The organism is Saccharopolyspora shandongensis (assembly GCF_900106995.1).
GTDB classification, from domain to species: domain Bacteria; phylum Actinomycetota; class Actinomycetes; order Mycobacteriales; family Pseudonocardiaceae; genus Saccharopolyspora; species Saccharopolyspora shandongensis.
Window position 1 is genome coordinate 17,147 of the sequence record NZ_FNOK01000026.1, and the last position, 19,421, is coordinate 36,567.

Annotated in this window: 19 protein-coding genes; 6 read left to right on the forward strand and 13 right to left on the reverse strand. The window is 71.2% G+C overall.

The features are described from left to right. Positions 1 to 65 precede the first annotated feature (65 nt). The 8 genes from BLW84_RS25140 to BLW84_RS25175 all read right to left on the reverse strand — a co-directional run bounded on the left by BLW84_RS25140 (position 66) and on the right by BLW84_RS25175 (position 8,306). The gene (locus BLW84_RS25140) at positions 66 to 1,199 is read right to left on the reverse strand and encodes an acyl-CoA dehydrogenase family protein (protein WP_093269635.1); all 1,134 of its coding nucleotides are present in this window, start codon (positions 1,197 to 1,199) and stop codon (positions 66 to 68) included. Further along, a complete protein-coding gene (locus BLW84_RS25145; protein ID WP_093269638.1) occupies positions 1,186 to 2,355 on the reverse strand; it encodes an MFS transporter in 1,170 nt (389 codons plus the stop codon). The genes BLW84_RS25140 and BLW84_RS25145 overlap by 14 nt, the downstream gene beginning before the upstream one ends. Before the next feature lies 1 nt (position 2,356). Beyond that, positions 2,357 to 3,574 carry an ATP-grasp domain-containing protein gene (locus tag BLW84_RS25150; protein WP_093269640.1) on the reverse strand — a complete coding sequence of 406 codons (1,218 nt, stop codon included), beginning with the start codon at positions 3,572 to 3,574 and terminating at the stop codon, positions 2,357 to 2,359. Next, entirely contained in the window at positions 3,571 to 4,617 is a 1,047-nt protein-coding gene (locus tag BLW84_RS25155; RefSeq protein WP_093269642.1) for a pyridoxal-phosphate dependent enzyme, read from the reverse strand. The genes BLW84_RS25150 and BLW84_RS25155 overlap by 4 nt, the downstream gene beginning before the upstream one ends. Before the next feature lie 4 nt (positions 4,618 to 4,621). Further along, positions 4,622 to 5,620: an ABC transporter substrate-binding protein gene (locus BLW84_RS25160; RefSeq protein ID WP_093269644.1), complete on the reverse strand. Its 999-nt coding sequence runs from the start codon at positions 5,618 to 5,620 to the stop codon at positions 4,622 to 4,624. Beyond that, positions 5,617 to 6,405 (reverse strand): ABC transporter ATP-binding protein, encoded by a 789-nt coding sequence (locus BLW84_RS25165; RefSeq protein WP_093269646.1) that lies wholly within the window; start codon positions 6,403 to 6,405, stop codon positions 5,617 to 5,619. The genes BLW84_RS25160 and BLW84_RS25165 overlap by 4 nt, the downstream gene beginning before the upstream one ends. Then, on the reverse strand, positions 6,406 to 7,497 hold the full coding sequence (locus BLW84_RS25170; protein WP_093269648.1) for a FecCD family ABC transporter permease: 1,092 nt from the start codon (positions 7,495 to 7,497) through the stop codon (positions 6,406 to 6,408). Between the two features lie 68 nt (positions 7,498 to 7,565). Further along, a complete protein-coding gene (locus BLW84_RS25175) occupies positions 7,566 to 8,306 on the reverse strand; it encodes a class I SAM-dependent methyltransferase (RefSeq protein WP_093269649.1) in 741 nt (246 codons plus the stop codon). 188 nt (positions 8,307 to 8,494) lie between these two features. On the opposite strand from BLW84_RS25175, the gene BLW84_RS25180 reads away from it, so the two are divergent. The 3 genes from BLW84_RS25180 to BLW84_RS47650 are packed head-to-tail and all read left to right on the forward strand — an operon-like array spanning position 8,495 to position 10,014. Further along, positions 8,495 to 9,058: a sigma-70 family RNA polymerase sigma factor gene (locus BLW84_RS25180; protein ID WP_093269652.1), complete on the forward strand. Its 564-nt coding sequence runs from the start codon at positions 8,495 to 8,497 to the stop codon at positions 9,056 to 9,058. Between the two features lie 50 nt (positions 9,059 to 9,108). Further along, positions 9,109 to 9,843: a zf-HC2 domain-containing protein gene (locus BLW84_RS25185; RefSeq protein ID WP_177226678.1), complete on the forward strand. Its 735-nt coding sequence runs from the start codon at positions 9,109 to 9,111 to the stop codon at positions 9,841 to 9,843. Between the two features lie 9 nt (positions 9,844 to 9,852). Then, positions 9,853 to 10,014: a hypothetical protein gene (locus BLW84_RS47650; RefSeq protein ID WP_177226679.1), complete on the forward strand. Its 162-nt coding sequence runs from the start codon at positions 9,853 to 9,855 to the stop codon at positions 10,012 to 10,014. A 190-nt stretch (positions 10,015 to 10,204) separates the two neighbouring features. Here the strand turns inward: BLW84_RS47650 and BLW84_RS25190 are convergent, their stop codons facing one another. After that, on the reverse strand, positions 10,205 to 11,293 hold the full coding sequence (locus BLW84_RS25190; RefSeq protein ID WP_093269657.1) for a Zn-dependent alcohol dehydrogenase: 1,089 nt from the start codon (positions 11,291 to 11,293) through the stop codon (positions 10,205 to 10,207). Between the two features lie 259 nt (positions 11,294 to 11,552). Here BLW84_RS25190 and BLW84_RS25195 point away from each other — a divergent pair, with 259 nt between their 5' ends. Further along, a complete protein-coding gene (locus BLW84_RS25195) occupies positions 11,553 to 12,008 on the forward strand; it encodes a PPOX class F420-dependent oxidoreductase (RefSeq protein ID WP_093269659.1) in 456 nt (151 codons plus the stop codon). Between the two features lie 431 nt (positions 12,009 to 12,439). Here the strand turns inward: BLW84_RS25195 and BLW84_RS25200 are convergent, their stop codons facing one another. The 4 genes from BLW84_RS25200 to BLW84_RS25215 all read right to left on the reverse strand — a co-directional run bounded on the left by BLW84_RS25200 (position 12,440) and on the right by BLW84_RS25215 (position 15,806). Then, on the reverse strand, positions 12,440 to 13,468 hold the full coding sequence (locus BLW84_RS25200; RefSeq protein ID WP_093269662.1) for a cation diffusion facilitator family transporter: 1,029 nt from the start codon (positions 13,466 to 13,468) through the stop codon (positions 12,440 to 12,442). Between the two features lie 150 nt (positions 13,469 to 13,618). Continuing rightward, positions 13,619 to 14,761, reverse strand: a complete 1,143-nt coding sequence (locus BLW84_RS25205; RefSeq protein WP_093269664.1) for a DUF6923 family protein — start codon at positions 14,759 to 14,761, stop codon at positions 13,619 to 13,621. Between the two features lie 20 nt (positions 14,762 to 14,781). After that, on the reverse strand, positions 14,782 to 15,549 hold the full coding sequence (locus BLW84_RS25210) for a bestrophin-like domain (RefSeq protein WP_093269667.1): 768 nt from the start codon (positions 15,547 to 15,549) through the stop codon (positions 14,782 to 14,784). Beyond that, positions 15,546 to 15,806, reverse strand: a complete 261-nt coding sequence (locus tag BLW84_RS25215; RefSeq protein ID WP_093269669.1) for a helix-turn-helix domain-containing protein — start codon at positions 15,804 to 15,806, stop codon at positions 15,546 to 15,548. Before BLW84_RS25215 ends, BLW84_RS25210 begins: the two co-directional genes overlap by 4 nt. Positions 15,807 to 16,413: 607 nt before the next feature. Between BLW84_RS25215 and BLW84_RS25220 the strand changes: the two genes are divergently transcribed. Together BLW84_RS25220 and BLW84_RS25225 are read left to right on the forward strand one after the other, a co-directional pair. After that, positions 16,414 to 17,826, forward strand: coding sequence for a family 2B encapsulin nanocompartment shell protein (locus BLW84_RS25220; protein WP_245761363.1), 1,413 nt, complete (start codon positions 16,414 to 16,416; stop codon positions 17,824 to 17,826). A 94-nt stretch (positions 17,827 to 17,920) separates the two neighbouring features. Continuing rightward, on the forward strand, positions 17,921 to 19,318 hold the full coding sequence (locus tag BLW84_RS25225) for a family 2B encapsulin nanocompartment shell protein (RefSeq protein WP_093269674.1): 1,398 nt from the start codon (positions 17,921 to 17,923) through the stop codon (positions 19,316 to 19,318). Positions 19,319 to 19,421: the final 103 nt, after the last annotated feature.

The window sequence follows — 19,421 nt, forward strand, 5'->3', positions numbered from 1 at the left end:
CTCGTTCGCGGGCCGTCGCATACTTCCACAGCCGGGTGCCCGCGGTCACGCGGATGTGAGGCCGCTCAGCTGTAGGCGGTGGGCTCGGGCGGCTCGCCGGTGAGGTAGTGGGCGCCGAGTTCACGGGCCTTGTAGACCACCGGGTCGTGCAACGTCAGGGTACGGGCATTCCGCCAGAACCGGTCGAATCCGAAGGAGCCGGCCGTGGCCCTCGCGCCGAGGAACTCGAAGATCCCGGCCGTCGTCTCGTTGGCGGTCCTGGTGGCGACGATCTTCGCCGCGGAGATCGTCGCGGCCGCCGCGCCGCGCTGCTCCGCGGTCAGCTCGGCGCCCCGATCCGCCGCGTCCTGCAGCGCGGCCGTGCCGTGGTCGGCGAGCAGCCCGGCCGCCCGGACACCCGCGACCAGCTCGCCGTAGCCCGCCAGGACGTACGGGTCTTCTGCCGCGGCGGCCGCGCCGCTGAGCAGCCAGGGCCGGGCGCGCCGGCGGGTGTAGTCGGCGGCCTCCGCGAGCGCGCCTTCGGCGATCGCCACGCAGATCTGGGCGAGGATCGCCTGGAACGCCAGCGATGTCAGGGAGATCCGGACATCGCCGCTCGGCGGCGAGCCCAGGATGTCGGCCGCGTCGATGAGCACGTCGTCGAAGACGATGCTGCCGCTGGCCGACAGGCGTTGCCCGATGTTGTCCCAGTCGTCGGGGTGGCCGATGCCGGGCGCGCGGGCGTCCACCAGGAAGGTGCGGATCTCGCCGCTGCCGTCCGGCGCGCTCGCGACCAGGCGGTCCGCGACGGCGGCACCGGTGACGAACGTCCGCCGGCCGTTGACCAGGAATCCTCCGTCCACAGTGGTCATGCTCAGCCCGGCGTCTGCCGGGTTGGGCGGGCTGCTCACGCCCGCCCAGAACAACCCCTGCTCGGCGGTTCGCCGCCGCATCCGCGCGGCCGCCTCGGGGTTCCCGAACAGCCCGGCGCGCCACAGGTGCAGATAGTGGTACCCGAGCAGGTGCCCGATGGACGGATCGGCCGCCGCCACGATCCTGGTCACCGCGTGCGTGGTCACGTGGTCGTCCGGCGGGATGACGAGCAGCCCCGCCCCGCGGAGCAGTTCGACCTCTTCGACCGGCCGCCGGTTCGCGCGGTCCCGGTCGGCGGCGTCGGCCCGCAGCCGATCGGCGACCGCCTTCGCACTAGCCAGATCCATGACTCTCCTCGGGATTCTCTCGGCGCCGCAACACGATGAACAGCAGCGGCGGCAGGAGCACGCACTGCGTCGCCACCGCCAGCCAGAACAGGTGGGCATTACCGGCCCCTTCCAACGCGCCGTAGCCGAGGCCGCCGATGATGCCGCTGGCGAAGGCGCCGATCCCGGCCGCGAGGCGCTGTTGCCCGAACACGACCGCCGATGACCGCCCGGAACGGGCGAGGGATTCGAGGTCGTTCTTCAGGAAGAGCACTACTTCGCCGAGGCAGATGGCCAGTGCGCCGGCCAGGATCGCAGCTGCACCACCGAGTGCCAGCGCGGCCGTTCCGGTCGCCATCGCGGCGAAGCCGATCAGCATCGCCCGGGAGTACGGCAGCCGCCCGATCCGGCCGGCCAGCAACGGCTGCATCACCACCAATCCCAGCGAGTGGAGCATCAATGCGATGGCGTAGAACACTGTGGACACTCGCGGAACGGCGTAGACCGCCAGGTAGTTGTAGAAGAACATGTGCAGGTACAAGGTCAAGGCGGTGATCGCGAACGGCAGCAGCGGAATTCCGGCCAGCACCCGGTCCGGCTTCCCGGCCGGGCGGTCGGCACCCCTCTCCGCGGGTAGCAGCGCGTGCCCGATCGTCACGACGGCGAACAGCGCCGCGACCGTTGCCAACAAAGCCGCCGAGTCGTCGAGCACGAACGGCGCGGCGGCGACCGGCCCGAGCGCGATTCCGCCGTTGATCGCCGAGTTCCCGGCCGACACCAGCAGCGGACGGCGGTCCTCCTCGACGCCCTGCAGCAGGTACGCCTTGTTCGCCGGGAGGTAGAGCGCCGCGCCGCAGGAGGTCAGCACCAGCGCGGCGACGGCCGCGCCCGGCCAGCGCAACCCCACGACGAACCCGGCGAACCCGGCGGTGCGGATCACCAGCGCCAGCACCATGGTTCGTTGCAGGCCGATGCGCTCGGCGACGGCCGCGCCCACGATCGCCCCGGCGAACTGCACGAGCGAGGCGACCGCGAGGACGACGCCGACGATCCCCAGGTTCAGGCCCAGGCGCTGGTGCAGCACCACCGACATGTACGGCAGCACCGCGAACCCGCCCAGCGCGATGAAGAACGAGCTGACCAGCAGGAACCACTGACGGTTGGTGAACGAGGCCACCTCAGCGCCCGGTGACGACCGGGTGCACGCCGCCGGCGGCGCTGAGCGCGCGGTGCAGCGCGAGTTCGGCCGTCGCCGCCTCGGCCAGCACGATCCCGGTGCAGGCGCGTTGATCACCGAGGCTCTCGATGCGGTTCCCGACCGTCATCGTCGGATACCACTCCGGGCCGCCGGGAAATCCGGCCAGCCGCTCGATCCCGGCCATGCCGGTGAACGTGCCGGTCCGGTCGGGGTAGACCAGCACGAACGCCACCGCGGGGCCGGATCCCGTTGTGGCGTCGAGGAGTTCCGGTTCCTTGCCCAGGGCCATGTCGACCATCGCCTCGTAGACGTTGGTGCCCAGCGACCGGCACAACGCCTCCCCCACCATCGCGCCGCCGATCCGCCCGTTGATCTCGACCAGTTCCGGCCCCTCGGCGGTGAGCACGAACTCGACGTGCGCGAATCCGCCGCGGTGACCGACGACCGTGAGCAACCGCGACACCCACTGCTCCAGTTCGGCGCGGTCCGCGTCCGGGAATGCGACGGGGAACGCCGCGGCTTCCTCCCGCACGTGCGGGTGCCGCGACAGCTGTCTGCTGTGGACGCCCAGCAGCCGGGTCCGGCCCGCCCAGGTGAGCGTTTCCGCGCTGTACAGCGGCCCGGCGAAGAACGGCTCGGCGAGCAGCCGACCGAACAGCTTCCGGTCCGCCCCTTCGTCGACGGCGCTGCGCAGCTGGTCCTCGTCGTGCACGAGCCACACGTTGCGCGAGGAGGTGCCCGCCGAATCCTTCAGGACCGCGGGCAGGCCGACCTCCCGGCGGACGAGTTCGGCCGCCGACGAACCGTCCGGCACCGCGATGGCCGTGCCGCGACTGAGGCCGTGCCGGTGCATCAGCACCCGGACCGCGAGCTTGTCGCGGATGGTGCGCGCCGCCTCGGGATCCGGGCCCGCCAGGCCGAACCGGGCCGCGAGCTCGGCGCCCGGCAGCAGCCAGGTGTCCGTGGAGTTGATCAGGCCGTCCAGCTCGGGAAGCCGTCCGAGCTCGGCGGCGCAGGCGGCCGTGTCGCGGGTGTCGACGTCGACGACGTCCAGCGCTCCCGGATCGAGCCGCGACAGCTCGTGCCGGTAGATTTCGCGGTCGCCGGTGAGCAGGCACAGCCGCTGCCCGGCGCGGTCGGCGGCGGCCACCAGGCGCCCCAGGCCGAAGGTCAGGGCTTCCAGCGCTGCGATCGTCATTCCACCGGCTCCTGTCCGCTCCACCGCCGGCGCGCCCACTCCATCGCCGACCAGGGCGGCGCGAGGTCGTCCAGCGAGGTGATCTCCTTCGGCCGCAACCCGGCGGGATCCAGCGCCTCGCGGTGGCGGGCGAAGACCCGCTCCACGTAGCGGTGCCCGGTATCCGCGCCGATGACCAGGTGCGTGCCCTCCCGGTGCCGCGCCGACTCCCAGCCGGCGACCAGGTGCGCCGCGCCGGTCGACAGGCCCGCGAACACGGCGTGTTCGCGCAGCAGGCCGACCGCGCCGGCCATCGCGTGCCGGAAGTCGACCCAGTGCACCGAGTCGTAGAGGTGGTGCCGCACGTTGTCGAACCAGATCGCGCTGCCGATCCCGGCGATGATCGCATCGGGATCGCTGTGGCCGTCGCTGCCGAACGTGACGCTGCCGAAGGGCTGCACGCCCAGCAGCCGCACCTCCCGGCCCCGCCCGCGCAGCGACTCGACGAGGCCGCCGGACGAGGCGCCGGTGCCGACGGCGGCGACCACGGTCAGCGGCCCGTCCGGCAGCCCGTCGGTGACGAAGTCGGCGAATTCCCGGTAGCCCAGGTAGTGCACGCCGTCGTGGTACTGGCGCATCCAGTGCATGCCGGGGTGCGCCTCGAGGAGCTGCCGCACGCGCTCCACGCGCCGCCGCTGGTCGAGCCGGAGGTCCTGCGAGGGCGGCATCTGATCCACGGTCGCGCCGAGGACCTCCAGCTGCGCGCGCATCGAGGAGTCCACTGTGGTCGATGCGACGATGTGGCAGCGCAGGCCGTAGCGGTGGCAGGCCATCGCCAGCGCCAGCGCGTAGATGCCGCTCGAACTGTCCACAAGAGTCTGACCCGGTCGGATCGTCCCGCGTTCCAGGAGGGTTCGCACCGCGCCGAGCGCGGCGTAGACCTTCATGGTCTCGAACCGCGCGAGGACGACGTTGTCGCCCAACCGGATCAAGGAGGGCGTCTTGAGCGCGTCGGTGATGTGCTCGTGCACCGTCGCGGCGGCGGCTGGGGCTGTCGCGGTCAACGCCTCACCGCCCGATCGAACGCAGGTAGGCGGCCAAGTCTTCCGCCCCCTTGACGTTGCGCGGCCCGCTGACGGCGTCCCCGTAGGACAGCACGAAGTAGCGCTTCTGCTGCACCGCGGGCACCGACCGCATCGCGGGCAGCGATTCGAGGAACGCCTGCTTCTCCGCCGCGGACTGCCCCGCGTAGTCGATGATGACGATCACCTCGGGTTTCGCGGCGACGACCGCCTCCCAGCCGACCGTCGTCCAGCCCTTCCCCACGTCGGCGAGCACGTTCCGCCCGCCCGCCGCGGCGATGATGTCGGTCGGCGCCGCGTGCCGGCCCGCGGTGTAGGGCTGGTCCGCGCCCGAGTCGTAGACGAAGACCGGCACGGGTTCGCCGGCGACCGGGCGGCCCTCCTGCACCTTCGAGATGCGTGCGCGCAGCTCGGAGACGAGTTCGGCGGCCCGCTGCTCGACGCCGAAGATCCGGCCCAGGTTGTGCAGGTCCGCGTAGAGCGCCTCCAGCGGCGGCACCGGCTGCTTGTCGCCGTAGTCCCAGCACGTTTCGGTGTGCACGTAGCTGCGGATGCCCAGCTGGTCGAGCAGTTGCGGGGTGATGCCGCGCTCCTCACTGAACCCCGAGCCCCAGCCGGCCAGCACCCAGTCGGCCTGGGCGTCCACCACGATCTCCCGGGTGATCCGCGAGGTCCCAAGCCTGGGCACGCGCGCGTAGTCCGCCCGCCACGGCGAACCGGCGATCGAGGGCTCGGCCTGCGCGTTCATCACGTACCCGCGCATCCGGTCGGCCAGCCCCAGAGCGAACATCTTCTCCGTGCCGCTGACGTCGTAGGACACCGGCCGCTGCGGGCGCGGATAGGGCACCGGCACACCGCAGTTGGTGACCGTGACCGGCGCCGGGCCGTTCTGCGCGGCCGGTTCCACCGACGCGCCGCAACCGGTGGCCAGCAGCGCCGCGACCAGCGGCACGGCCAGCGACCGCCGCCTCGCGGATCGGATCATGATCGGGTCCCTTCGTAGTCGGCGCTGAGGTCGTAGAGCAGTTGCGGCGCGCCGGTGCGCGGGTGGGTCACGACGGTGACCTCCACGCCGAACACCCGGCGGATCAGTTCGGTGGTGAGGACGTCGGCCGGGCTACCGGTGGCGACCAGCGAGCCACCGGAGAGCACCGCGAGGCGATCGCAGCAGCTCGCGGCGAGGTTGAGGTCGTGCAGCGCGACGAGCACGGTGAGCCCCGAGGAGCGCAGGAACGACAGCAGTTCCACCTGGTGGCGCACGTCCAGGTGGTTGGTCGGCTCGTCGAGAACCAGCACGCGCGGCTCCTGCACCAGCGCCCGCGCGATCAGCACCCGCTGCCGCTCGCCGCCGGAGAGGCCGAGCACGCCGCGGTCGGCGAGGTGCGCGATGTCGGCCCGCTCCATCGCCTGCCGGCACAGCTCGTGCTCCCGCTCGCTGAGGGCCTGGTTGCCGCGCAGGTGCGGGGTGCGGCCGAGGGCGACGACTTCCGCCACCGTGAAGTCCAGTTCGCTGCGGCTTTCCTGGGTGAGCGCGGCGATCGACCGGGCGCTCTCGCGCGGCGCCATCCCGGCCACGTCCGCGCCGTCGAGCAGCACCGCCCCTGCGGTGGGGCGCAGCGCCCGGTAGACGCAGCGCAGCGCGGTGGACTTCCCGCTGCCGTTGGGGCCGAGCAGCCCGACGATCTCTCCACTGTGGACGTCGAGGTCGAGGCCGCCGACGAGCGTCCGGCCGGCGATCGCCACCGACACCCCGTCCAAGCGCAAATCCATCTAGCGACCTCCGAACAGGTATCCGCGGCGCCGCAGCAGGGTGATGAACACCGGCACGCCCACCAGCGCGGTGATCACGCCCAGCGGGAGTTCCTCCGGGGCGAACAGGGTGCGCGAGACGAGGTCGGCCCACACCAGGAAGCACGCCCCGGCCAGCGGCGCCACCGCCAGCACCCGGCGATGGCTGGAGCCGACGACGATCCGGACCAGGTGCGGCATCACCAGCCCGACGAACGCCACCGCGCCGCTGACCGCGACGAGCAGGCCCGTGACCGCGGAGGTCAGCAGGAACAGCCGGCGGCGCAGCGCAACCGCATCGACCCCGAGGCTCGCCGCCGTCTCGTCGCCCATCGAAAGCACGTCCAGCGAGCGGCTGTTGCGGCTCAGCACCGCGACGCACACCAGCACCGCGGCCGCCGCCAACGGCAGTGATCCCCAGTTCGCCGCGCCGAGGCTGCCCAGCAGCCAGAACAGCACCGTCCGCGCGGCGTCGCCGTTGGGCGCGAGGAACACCAGCACGCTCATCACGGCCTGGAACCCGTACGCCAGCGCGACCCCGATGAGCACCAGCCGCAGCGGAGTCATCCCACCGCGACTGCTCGCGGCGGCGTAGACCAGCATCGACGCGACCAGCGCGCCGAGACATGCCGCCACCGACAGCGCGTAGACGCCGAGGCTCGCGAACACCCCGAACACCACGACCGCCGTCGCGCCCACCGACGCTCCCGACGAGATGCCCAGCACGAACGGATCGGCCAGGGCGTTGCGCACCATCGCCTGGATCGCGACCCCGACCACGCTCAGCCCGGCGCCGACCACCACCGCCAGCAGCACCCGCGGCGTGCGGACCTGCCAGACGATGCTGTAGCCGGTCACCTCGTCGGAGCGGATCGTGCCGCCGGTCAGCGCCGCATGGAGGTAGCGCACGACCTCGTCCGGCGGCACCACCGTCGGCCCCAGCGCGATGCCCGCCAGCACCGACGCGACCAGCACCACCGACAGCACGAGCACGACCGCGAACAGCCTCGCCCGGCCGCTTCGCGCGGGCGGGCGGGATGTTTCGACCGTCGACACGTCCCGGCCCTGCTGCATTCGGCATCCTCCTGGCGACTCCGTCGTCCCGTTAGTCGGGCGGTCACCGCTCGAAGTTCCCGGGAAGATCAATCGCGCCGGATCCCGCGGACCACCAACCGCTTCGCGTGGTTGTCGTAGGGTTCCGCGCCGAAGCCGCCGAAGCACTCGACGTCCGCGAAGCCCGCCGCCTCGAACAGCGCGATCAGCTCCGCCGCGCTGTAGACGAAGCAGGTGATCGACGCGTGCTTCGCCGTTTCGCCGCGCACGAGCGTCCAGTCGGTCCGGAACCGGGTCCAGCCGTCGAAAACCGTGTCGCGCATGACGACCATGCCGTCGTCGAGCTCCACCACCTTCGGCGGCCCGACCCACCCGGCGTAGATCTCCTTGCCGAGCACGTCGACCAGCAGCTGACCGCCCGGCGCCAGCGACGCGTGCGCGTTGCGCAGCACCTGGAGGTTCTGCTCCGGGTCGTCGAAGTAGCCGAACGACGTGAACAGGTTCAGCACCACGTCGAATTCGCCGGGCCGCACGTATTCCAGCACGTCCGAGCGCTCCAGCCGGGCCTGCACGCCCGCATCCGCGCACGCCTTCTCCGCCTGCGCCAGCAGCAGCGGGCTCAGGTCGACGCCCGTCACCGGATATCCGCGGCGGGCGATCGGCACCACGAACAACCCGATCCCGCAGCACTGGTCGAGAACCCGCGCCCCGGCGGGAAAGGCGAACAGCGGCGAGTCCGCCACCACCTCGGCCGCCAATGCGGCCCGCTCGGGCGAGAACATCACCGGCGAGAACACCGACCACAACTCGTCGTCCGCGTACCAGGCCATCCCGCCGGTCCTCCTCGAATCGATGCGCGCCGTCGACACACCAGTCGGACCGGAGGCACCCGCGGTTCCCGCCGCCGGACGTGAAATTTCCCGCCGGATGGGAACATCCTGCAAGGGGTGTGTGCTCCCGGGCACACCGCGCAGGCGCCTGTACTCACAGCGTCACCGGCCCACTAGCCTGCCGAGCTATGAGTCGCTCGGAGGGCGAGGACGCCCGGCTGACAAAGCTGGCCCTGGCGGCGCGATCAGGTGATCGCGGCGCGTTGGAGAAATTCATCCGGGGTACCCAGCGCGACGTGTGGCGCTTCATCGCCCACCTCGCCGGCGTCCACCTCGCCGACGATCTCGCCCAGGAGACCTACCTGCGGACGCTCAAGAGCATCCGCAGGTTCTCCGGGCGTTCGTCGGCGCGCACCTGGTTGCTGTCCATCGCCCGACGCGTGGTCGTCGACCAGGTGCGCTACGAGCGTTCCCGGCCCCGCACCGATGCCGGCGGCGACTGGGTCGGGGCGGCCGACCGCGGCGCGGGCGAGCGAGCGGGTTTCGAAGGCATCGTGGAGCTGAACATGCTGCTGGACGAGCTCGACGACGAACGCCGCGAGGCGCTGCTGCTCACCCAGGTGCTGGGTCTGTCCTACCAGGAAACCGCCGAGGTCTGCGGCTGCCCGATCGGCACCGTGCGCTCCCGGGTCGCTCGCGCGCGGGAGCAGCTGCTCGAGAAGACCGCGCAGCAGTCGGAAGGAACCGGTTGAAGCACCAACCCGCCGGGAACTCCGGCCGCCCTCCGAGCGACAGTATGGACGTGGACTGCTACACGTACCGCGAGGCGCTGTCGGCGAGGCTGGACGGCGAGCCGCCGCCAGTGCCCGATGACCGGCTGGAGGGCCACCTCGCGGAATGCGCCGATTGCCGGTCCTGGCAGCAGCGCGCGGCGGAGCTGAACCGCGCGCTGCGAGTCGGCCCGGTCGAACCGACACCGGACCTCGCGCAGTCCGTGCTCGACGCCGCCCGCAGGATGCGCGATCCCGTCCCGCGCCGGTGGCCGCGGGTGCTGCTCGCGGCCGTCGCGCTGTGCCAGGTGGCGCTGGGCATCGCGCAGGTGCTGGGCGTGACGCACTTCGCGGACCACGGCATGGGCGACGTCATGACCGGGCACCTGCTCAACGAGAGCACGGCGTGGAACCTGGCGCTCGGCCTGGGCATGCTGTGGACGGCCTGGCGGGTTCGCGCGAGCACCGGCCTGCTGCCGGTGATGGCCGCGTTCCTGTTGGTGCTGGGCGGTTTCAGCGTCTTCGACGTCATCAACAACGCGGTCCCCGCCACCCGCCTGCTCTCGCACGGCCTGCTCGTCGTGGGCCTGGTGCTGCTGCTCGTGGTGCGCCGCGACCTGTCGCGCTGGCGCCCGCGCCCGGGAGACGCGCAGAACCCGCATCCGCGCACGACGACGACCGCCGAGCCGCCCGAGGAACACGAGCCCGGCCCAAGCGCGGAGAACCACCGCTACCTGGGCCCGACGGGCTACCGCCGAGCGGGCTGAGCGATTCTCGTGTGGCGGATCGCGCCCACTGCGAAGCGGGGCGACGTACTCCGCTCGGCCGGCGGGCTGTGCGGCGACGCCCCGGTCACCGCGATTGCCACCGGCACCGGCGCTCCGGCGGTCTACATCGGACATCGCTCCGGACGCGTCGACACCCTGGCCGTCACCTGACCGCGAAACCGCGTCCCGGAGGAGACCTGCCAGGCGCGCGGCCCGAAGTCCCAGGCGTGGGCGCGGCGTTTTCGCGCGAAAACGCCGCGCCCACGCCTGCCGGATGCCGGTTTCGCGCGAAAACGCCGCCCAGCCAGGCCAAGCCGCGGGGCTCCAAGCCCGGCGGAGGCCCTCTTCCCGCCCAGTCGCCTCAGCCGAAGGTGATGAGCTGGCGGGCGACCTCGCCCCGCTTCAGGTTCTCGTAGGCCTCGTTGATGCCGGCCAGCGCGGTCGTGCCGCTGATCATCGAGTCGAGGTCGAGCTTGCCCGACAGGTACATGTCGACGTAGCGCGGCATGTCGACGCGGAAGCGGTTCGAACCCATCGTCGAGCCCTGGATCTTGCGCTCCCGGAGGAACGAGTAGCCGTCCAGCGAGATCTTCTCCCCGAACGGGATTATGCCGATGATCGTCGCCGTGCCGCCGGGCCGGAGCATCTGGAAGCTCTGCTCGGCGGCGCTGGCCAGCCCGACCGCCTCGAAGGCGTGCTCCACGCCGCCGGAGGTCAGCTCCAGCACCGCCTGCGCGGCGTCCACATCGGACGCATCGACCACGTCGGTGGCGCCGAACTTCGTCGCCAGGCGCAGCTTTCCCGGCAGGCGGTCGACCGCGATCACCCGGCCCGCGCCGGCGATCGCCGCGCCCTGGATCGCGGCGAGCCCGATCCCGCCGCAACCGATCACCGCCACGGTCTCCCCCGGCCGCACCCCGGCGGTGTTGAACACCGCACCGAGCCCGGTGGTCACCCCGCAGCCGATCAGCGCCGCCTTGTCCAGCGGCATGTCCGGCCGGATCTTCACCGCCGCGTGCTCGTGCACCAGCATGCACTCGGCGAAGCTCGACGTGTTCAGGAACTGGTGCATCGGCTCGCCGCCGCGGCTGAGCCGCTGCGGGCCGTCGGCCGGGCGCACCACGTCCTCCTTGGTGCACAGGTTCGGCCGGCCGGTGGTGCAGTACTCGCAGTGCCCGCAGAACACCGACAGGCAGGTGATGACGTGATCGCCGGGCGCCAGGCCGGTGACGGCCGACCCGACCGCCTCGATAACCCCGGCCGACTCGTGGCCGAGCACCGCGGGCAGCGGATGCGGGTACTTGGCCTCCATGAAGTGCAGGTCGGAGTGGCACACCCCGGCCGCGGCGGTGCGGATCAGGATCTCGTTCGGGCCGGGCGAATCCAGGTCGACGTCGCTGATCACGAGCGGTCCGGGGGCGGTCTCCAGCACTGCGGCCTTGCACTGCATGGCGTCTCCTGCCGTGAACGCAGAGGGCTATTCTGGAATCTCCTTCTAACCCGGGATCGCCCGGGGTGTCAACGGCCACTCGGGTGCGACGACGGGCGAGGCCCTCGCCTGGCGGCCCCGGCCGGGCGAGGCGAGGACCCCAAAACCCTTCGCGCCTGCTCGCCTCGCCCGGTACGGCTTCCGGCCCAAGACACGCCGCATCGAAACGCGCCCTAGGCTTGGTGGTGCACCTTTGCCGCCGGATGTGGGGAGCGAACCCATGGCGATCGCCCGCGCCGATCGAGTCGACCGCGAAGCCCTGCTGGAGTTCCTGCGGCCCCGGCACCGGGGCGTCCTGGTCACCACCCGCGCCGACGGCCGCCCGCAGATGTCCCCGCTGACCTGCGGGGTGGACGCCGAGGGCCGGATCGTGGTGTCGACCTACCCGGAGCGGGCGAAGACCCGCAACGCCCGCCGCGATCCGAAGGTGTCGATCTGCGTGCTCTCCGACGAGTGGAACGGCCCGTACGTGCAGGTCGACGGCCGCGCCGAGGTGCTGGACATGCCCGAGGCGCTCGACGGGCTCGTCGAGTACTTCAGGTGCATCTCCGGCGAGCACCCGGACTGGGCGGAGTACCGCGAGGCGATGGCCCGGCAGGGAAAGTCGCTGATCCGCATCCACATCGAACGCTGGGGCCCGATCGCCACCGGCGGTTTCCCGGCCCGCCTCGCCTGACTCGGCGGACGCCGGCCGAACTGCGGCACTCCGACGTGATCGGCAGTCCGAAGGACAATTTCCCTCTCGCCGCAGTTTCAATTGAGGTTCTTCCAACCTCAATTTGCGTGGCGGTGCGGGTGGCGGAACCTCAGAGGCTCCCTGGTCTGTGGGTGCCCTGACTTATGTATGTCCAATACACGGCGTCAGGGCCGTCCTCGCCGAGGGAACCCCGAAGGGGTGGGCACCGTGAACCCGCGGCGGTGCAAGTGTCGTAGGTGGGCTATGCGCCTGCGGCGCATGCGACACCCCATCGACAGTGCAGCTTTGCGACCCGCGGCTGCGGGTTGACCAGGATGAAAAACCCTCACTGAAACTGCGGACCACCGGCATGTCGTATCCCGACAAGCCGACGGCTGTGGCCAAGTCCCCGCATCTGCCACCCGGCCCGTTCAGTGGTGGTGGGCGACCAGCTCGTGGTCGGCGCCCGCCGGGTGGGCGTGGATCGTCGCGCCGCCGAGTCGCGGCAGGGCGTGCCGCAGGCGGTGCTCGGCGTCGTGCGCGACGCGATGCGCGTCGGCGAGGCTGAGGTCCGGGGCGACGTCCAGTTCGGCCTCCGCGTGCAGCTCGTGGCCGATCCAGCGCATCCGCAGCCCGCCCACCGCGCGCACCCCGGGCGCGGCGGCCAGCGCCAGCTCCGCCCGGCCGACCAGCTCCGGATCCACCGCGTCGAGCACCCGGCCGAGGACTACCTTCGCCGAACCCCAGAGCACCGCGGCGATCGCCGCCGTGATCAGCAGCCCGATCGCCGGATCCGCCCAGCGCCAGCCCAACGCGGCGCCACCGGCCGAGCCGAGCACGGCGAGGCTGGTGAAACCGTCGGTGCGCGCGTGCAGGCCGTCGGCGACCAGGGCGGCCGAGCCGATCTCCCGGCCCACCCGGATGCGGTAGCGGGCGACCAGCTCGTTGCCCGCGAAGCCCAGCAGTCCGGCGGCCGCGAGCCAGCCCAGGTGTTCGACCTGCTGCGGGTCGACCATCCGCCGGATCGCCTCCCAGCCCGCCAGCGCCGCCGACGCCGCGATCATCGCGAGCACGACGAGTCCGGCGAGGTCTTCGGCGCGGCCGAGCCCGTAGGTGAAACGGCGGGTCGCGGCGCGCCGGGCGAGCAGGAAGGCGACCGCGATCGGCACCGCGGTCAGCGCGTCGGCGAAGTTGTGCAGGGTGTCGCCGAGCAACGCGACGGAACCGGTGAAGGCCACCAGCACGGCCTGCCCGATGGCGGTGACCAGCAGCGCCGCGAAGGAGGTCCACAGCGCCCGCATGCCCTTGCGGCTGGCCGCCAGCGGCCCGTCGACGGCATCGGCGGCGTCGTGGCTGTGCGGCGTCACCGCGTGCTTCAACCCCGCCCAAGCGCTGCGGCGTCCATGTCCGTGGCCATGCCCGTGGCCGTGGCCGTGGTGCGGAGCCTTTCCGGAATCCACGTGACCTCCCCCAGTCCGGCGAGCGCGTACCCCGAACGATAGGCCGCCGACCAGGCATGCGACAACGCTGCTACTGGGAAACAGTTGCAGGAGAAGGTCTTTTGCGGAAGCCACCCAAGTCCAAAGTGGACCTCTTTTGACGCGCCTCGCTCAGCGGAGTCGGCGCACCGCGGCGCTGCCGCCGATCAGCAGGAGCAGCGCGGCGAGGGCCCAGCGGCGCTTCTCCTCGGTGTCGTGACCGACGGTCCCGCCGCCCCGTTCCGGAGTCGCCGGCGCGTAGCCGCCCGGTTCCGGCGGCGGCAAGAGCGGCGGCGGGAGCGGAACCGTTCTGCTCGGAGAAGTCGGGCGCCGGCTGGGCGGCGCCGAAGCCGGGGACGGGGTGGGTCGTGTTGTCGATGGCGTCGTGGGTGCGGTCGTGGACGGCGGCGGGGTCGTCGTGGGCGGTAGGGGCGGCGAAGGCGGGGGCGGCGGTGGGGGCGACGGGACGCTGCCCAGACATCCGCTCGCGTCCGAGCCCAGCATCGGCGGCAGGGCGGCCAGCTTCTCCACCGAACCGTCCCGGCCGACGCGGTACAGCCCACCGGCCTCGTCGGCCGTGACGTACAGGGCCCGGTCCGGGCCGATCGTCACCGATCCGTAGGTGCTCGGCGGCAAACCCGGCGCGTCGGCCAGCTCGGTGACCCGCCCGCCGACCCGGTCCAGCCGCGCGATCGCCGCCGTGCCCCGGTGGGTCATCGACACCCCGTACAGCTCGCCGTCCACCGGATCGACGTCGAAGTCGCCGAGTCCGAACGGCCAGTGCGGCGACCGGATCGCGGTCATCGCCAGCACGCTCAGGTAGGTCGGGCGGGTCGGGTCGACGTCGACCGCGTACAGGTAGGACCCCTGCCGCACGTACCAGCGGTTCCCCTTGACCGCACCGGCCGTCGGCGCGGCGAGCGGGTGCCAGGGCGTGTCCGCGCGGCCGGCCCGCACCGGCCCGAGGTCGTGCGTCCGGCCGGACCGGTCCAGCGTCACCACGTGGGCGCCGTCAGGGAACGGACCGGACGGGCCGGACGCGGCCATGCCGTACACCAGGCCCTGCGAGCGGGCGTACCCGAGCGCGTTCAGCCGGTGGTCCAAGGCTCCGAGCCGGACGCTTTCCGCGGCGGGCAACGACACCCGGTACAGCACGGAAGTCCGGGCCGGGCCGGCGTTCCGGACCTGCAGCACCGTGCACCCGGGAGCCGCGCCCGCGGATACCACCCACGCCGTCGACGCCGCCAGCACCGCCACCGCAGAGCCGGCGGACACCGCCGCGACCCGCCACCACCTCAACTTTGACCGAGCCGCTCTAGCGCCCACATGAACGCGTCCGGGCCGATCCGCGATCCGCCGCTGAACGGGTTCTGCAGCTGGAAGATCGCGAACAGCAGCAGCGCCAGCGCACCGGCCAATGTGGACACCAGCACGATGTGCGGGAACAACCTGGTGCCACCGAAGAGGTTCGGCAGCAGCACGCACACGACGCTGCCCAGGATCAGCACCAACCACACGACCGCGACCACGCCGCGGTCGAACGCCCTGGTGACCCGCTCGTGCCGCTCCTCGTAGACCTGGCCGAGCTGCGTGATCGCCTCGGTCTTGCGGTCCTTCTCGAACTCGCCGTCGGCCGGCGCCTGCAGCACCGCCGCGCGCAGCCGGTCGAGCACCGCCCAACCCTGCCCGACCACCTGCCCGCCCTCCTGCATGACGGGCCACTCCTCGCCGACGACCGTCCGCAGGTACCGCACGCTGAGCTCGCGCGCCTCGTCGCCGGTCGGCGCGGGCAGCGAATCCACTGCCCAGGAAACCGAAACCAGGGCCTGCGCCTCGCGGTAGGCACCTTCTCGCGCGTCGGCCACGGTGTCGAACAGCGTCACCAGCACGAAGGCGAGCACCACCGCCTGCAGGCCGCTGACGATGGTGAAGACCTGCCCGGCCGCGTCGTTGTTGCTGGGGCGGCCCTCGTCCTGGCCGAGCCTGCGCACCAGGTAGCCGATCACCGCAGCGGCCACGGACGCGCCGAGCACCCAGATCAGGCCGCTGAGGTAGACGCTCATTCCGCACCTCCGGCGGCGGACTCGCCGCGCACCACGACCTTCCTGGGCTCCGGCACCAGCAGGTCGCCGACGTTGCACCCGAGCACCGAGCAGATGATCTCCAGGTCGTCCAGCTTCAGGCTGGCCGGCGTCTTGGACCACAGCCCGGACATCTTCCCGGCGGAGATGACCAGCCCGTGATCGGCCAGCCGCCGCTGCAGCTCGGTGGCCTTCCAGATGCCCCGCTGCGCCGCGACGAGCCGCAGGTTCCACTTCACGACGACATCTCCCCCCGACCTGCTCCGATCGACTGGACGCCGCACTCGCACACGATCCACTGCCTCCCAAACTCGAGCCTGGACGCCGGTAACGCCCGGCCGACGTATTTTCAGAATTCTCGAAGAAGAACCGCCGAAGATCTCGGTTTCGACGTGGACTGAACAGTACTACCGCATCACCGGAAAACAGATAACCCGATTCGTGGAATCCCGGATCACAGGATTCATCGCCCACCCGGAGCAATCACCCGGCGGAATATTCCGAATACCGCGCTCATGATTGGTGCACACGAGTCGCGGGATCGCCTAATAAAGGAACGAATGTGGCGGATGATCACGCTGCGTTCCACACAAGAGGCAATTCAGGTGATATCGGCGGTGCGACGTTTGCGCCGGATCCAGCAGACACCCGAAGCACGTTCGGGTGACTGTACGGTCGAGATCACTGGTGCTAACGTCGCCGTCGGCAACGAGAAACGATGCCGCAGAACCGGCGAGGATTCCCACCGGACCTTTTCCATTCGAACATCTCACAATTCCCCGAAAAATCACGGTGCAGCATTTCCTGCCCGCCTCTTTACGAACAGAGATGATTGGTGGTACTGGCGTGACTGTGACGGAACCGCTCAACACCGACGACGGCGATGCGCCGCAGTTGAGCCTGAGCACGGCGGCGGCCCGGAACCTGGCCACCACGACCAAGTCCGTCCCGCAGATGCAAGGAATCACCTCGCGCTGGCTGCTGCGGATGCTGCCGTGGGTGCAGGCCGCCGGCGGTGCGTACCGCGTCAACCGCCGCCTCAGCTACACCCTCGGCGACGGCCGGGTCACCTTCACCAACACCGGCGCCGAGGTACGGGTCATCCCGCAGGAATTGCGCGAACTCCCGCTGCTGCGGGGATTCGACGACGACGCGGTGCTCAGCGCGCTCGCGGATCGCTTCGTGCAGCGGGAGATCGAGCCGGGCCAGGTGATCGCCGCCGCCGGGCAGGCCGCCGACCAGGTCGTCCTCATCGCCCACGGCAAGGTCAACAAGATCGGCACCGGCGAATACGGCGACGACACCGTGCTCGGCGTGCTCGCCGACGGCGAGTACTTCGGCGCGCACGTCCTCGCCGGCGACTCGACCACCTGGCAGTCGACGTACAAGGCGGCCACCCCCTGCACCGTGCTTTTCCTGCGCCAGCAGGTGTTCCGGGACATGAACGGCAGCTCCGAGGCGCTGCGCGAGCACATCCGCAACGCGCTGTCCGCTCCGAAGGGCGCGCACAACGTGCACGGCGAGGCGGACATCGAGATCGCCTCAGGCCACTCCGGCGAGCCGACGCTGTCCGGGACCTATGTGGACTACGAGCTCGCGCCGCGCGAGTACGAACTCAGCGTCGCGCAAACGGTTCTGCGGGTGCACAGCCGAGTCGCCGACCTCTACAACCAGCCGATGAACCAGACCGAGCAGCAGCTGCGGCTGACCATCGAGGCACTGCGCGAACGGCAGGAGGAGGAGCTGATCAACAACCGCGAGTTCGGCCTGCTGCACAACGCCGACCTCCGCCAGCGCATCCACACCCGCACCGGCCCGCCCACGCCCGACGACCTCGACGAGCTCCTGACGCTCGTGTGGAAGGACCCCGGGTTCTTCCTCGCGCACCCGCGGGCCATCGCGGCCTTCGGCCGCGAGTGCAGCAAGCGCGGCATCTACCCGCAGAGCATCGACCTGGGCGGGCACCAGGTGCCGGCGTGGCGCGGCGTGCCGATCCTGCCGTGCAACAAGCTGCACGTCGGCGACACGCGCACCAGCTCCATCCTGCTGATGCGCACCGGCGAGGAGAACCAGGGCGTCATCGGCCTGCACCAGACCGGCATCCCGGACGAGTACCGACCCGGCCTGTCGGTGCGCTTCATGGGCGTCAACGAGCAGGCCGTCATCTCCTACCTGGTCAGCGCCTACTACTCCGCGGCGATCCTGGTGCCGGACGCGGTCGGAGTGCTCGAACACGTCGAACTCGGCAGGGAAAGCTGAGCGACGCACAGCCCCCGGAGCGGGTGGCCGCGACCCGCCCGCTCCGGGCCCGCCAAGGACCTTTCCGCCGAGCAGCGCAAGGAGAACTGACATCGTGACCGTGACAGAGCCGGACGTCGGCGTCGAGCAGGCCGCGCAGAGCCTCGGCACCGCGGCGGCCCGGAACCTGGCCACCACGACCAAGTCCGTCCCGCAGATGCAGGGCACCACCTCGCGCTGGCTGGTGCGGATGCTGCCGTGGGTGGACATCTCGGCGGGTACCTACCGGGTCAACCGCCGGCTGACCTACGCCGTCGGGGACGGACGGATCACCTTCACCAACACCGGCGCGAACGTGCGGGTCATCCCGCAGGAACTCGGCGAACTGCCGCTGCTGCGCGGTTTCGACGACGACTCGGTGCTGGGCGCGCTGGCCGACCGGTTCGTGCAGCAGGAGTTCGAGCCGGGCCAGGTGATCGCCACCGCCGGACAGGCCGCCGACCAGGTCGTCCTCATCGCCCACGGCAAGGTCAACAAGATCGGCACCGGCGAATACGGCGACGACACCGTGCTGGACGTGCTCGCCGACGGCGAATTCTTCGGCGCGCAGGTGCTGGCCGAGAGCCAGTCCTCGTGGCAGCACACGTACAAGGCGGTCACCCCGTGCATCGCCCTGACGCTGGACGCCCGGGCGCTGCAGGAGGTGAACAACCAGTTCGACCGGCTGCGGGCGCACATCGCCGCGATCCGCGACAATCCCGCGCCGTCGCAGAACAAGCACGGCGAGGCGGACATCGACATCTCCTCCGGCCACTCCGGAGAACCGACCCTCGCCGGGACCTACGTGGACTACGAACTCGCCCCGCGCGAGTACGAACTCAGCGTCGCGCAGGCGATCCTCCGCGTGCACAGCCGCGTCGCCGACCTCTACAACCAGCCGATGAACCAGACCGAGCAGCAACTGCGGCTGACCATCGAGGCCCTGCGCGAACGGCAGGAGCACGAGCTGATCAACAACCGCGACTTCGGCCTGCTGCACAACGCCGACCTCCGCCAGCGCATCCACACCCGCACCGGCCCGCCCACGCCCGACGACCTCGACGAACTGCTCTCCCGCCGCCGCAAGACCCGGTTCTTCCTGGCCCACCCGCGGACCATCGCGGCCTTCGGCCGGGAGTGCAACCGGCGCGGCGTCTACCCGGCGACCACCGAGGCGCAGGGCCGCCAGGTGCACGCCTGGCGGGGCGTGCCGATCCTGCCCAGCGACAAGATCCCGATCAGCGATCGCGGCACCAGCTCGATCCTGGCGCTGCGCACCGGCGAGGACGACCACGGCGTCATCGGCCTCCAGCAGACCGGCATCCCCGACCAGTACCGGCCCGGGCTCAACGTCCGGTTCATGGGCATCAACGACCAGGCGGTCATCTCCTACCTGGTCAGCGCCTACTTCTCCGCCGCGGTCCTGGTCCCCGACGCCCTCGGCGTGCTCGAGAACGTCGAAATCGCCCGCTGACACCGCTTTCCTTCCGTTTCTTTGAAGCGGCGCAGCCGCTTAACCCACGCACGCCACCGGCACCGCCGCGGGTTCTGAGGTTCCGCTACCCGCACGGCTACGC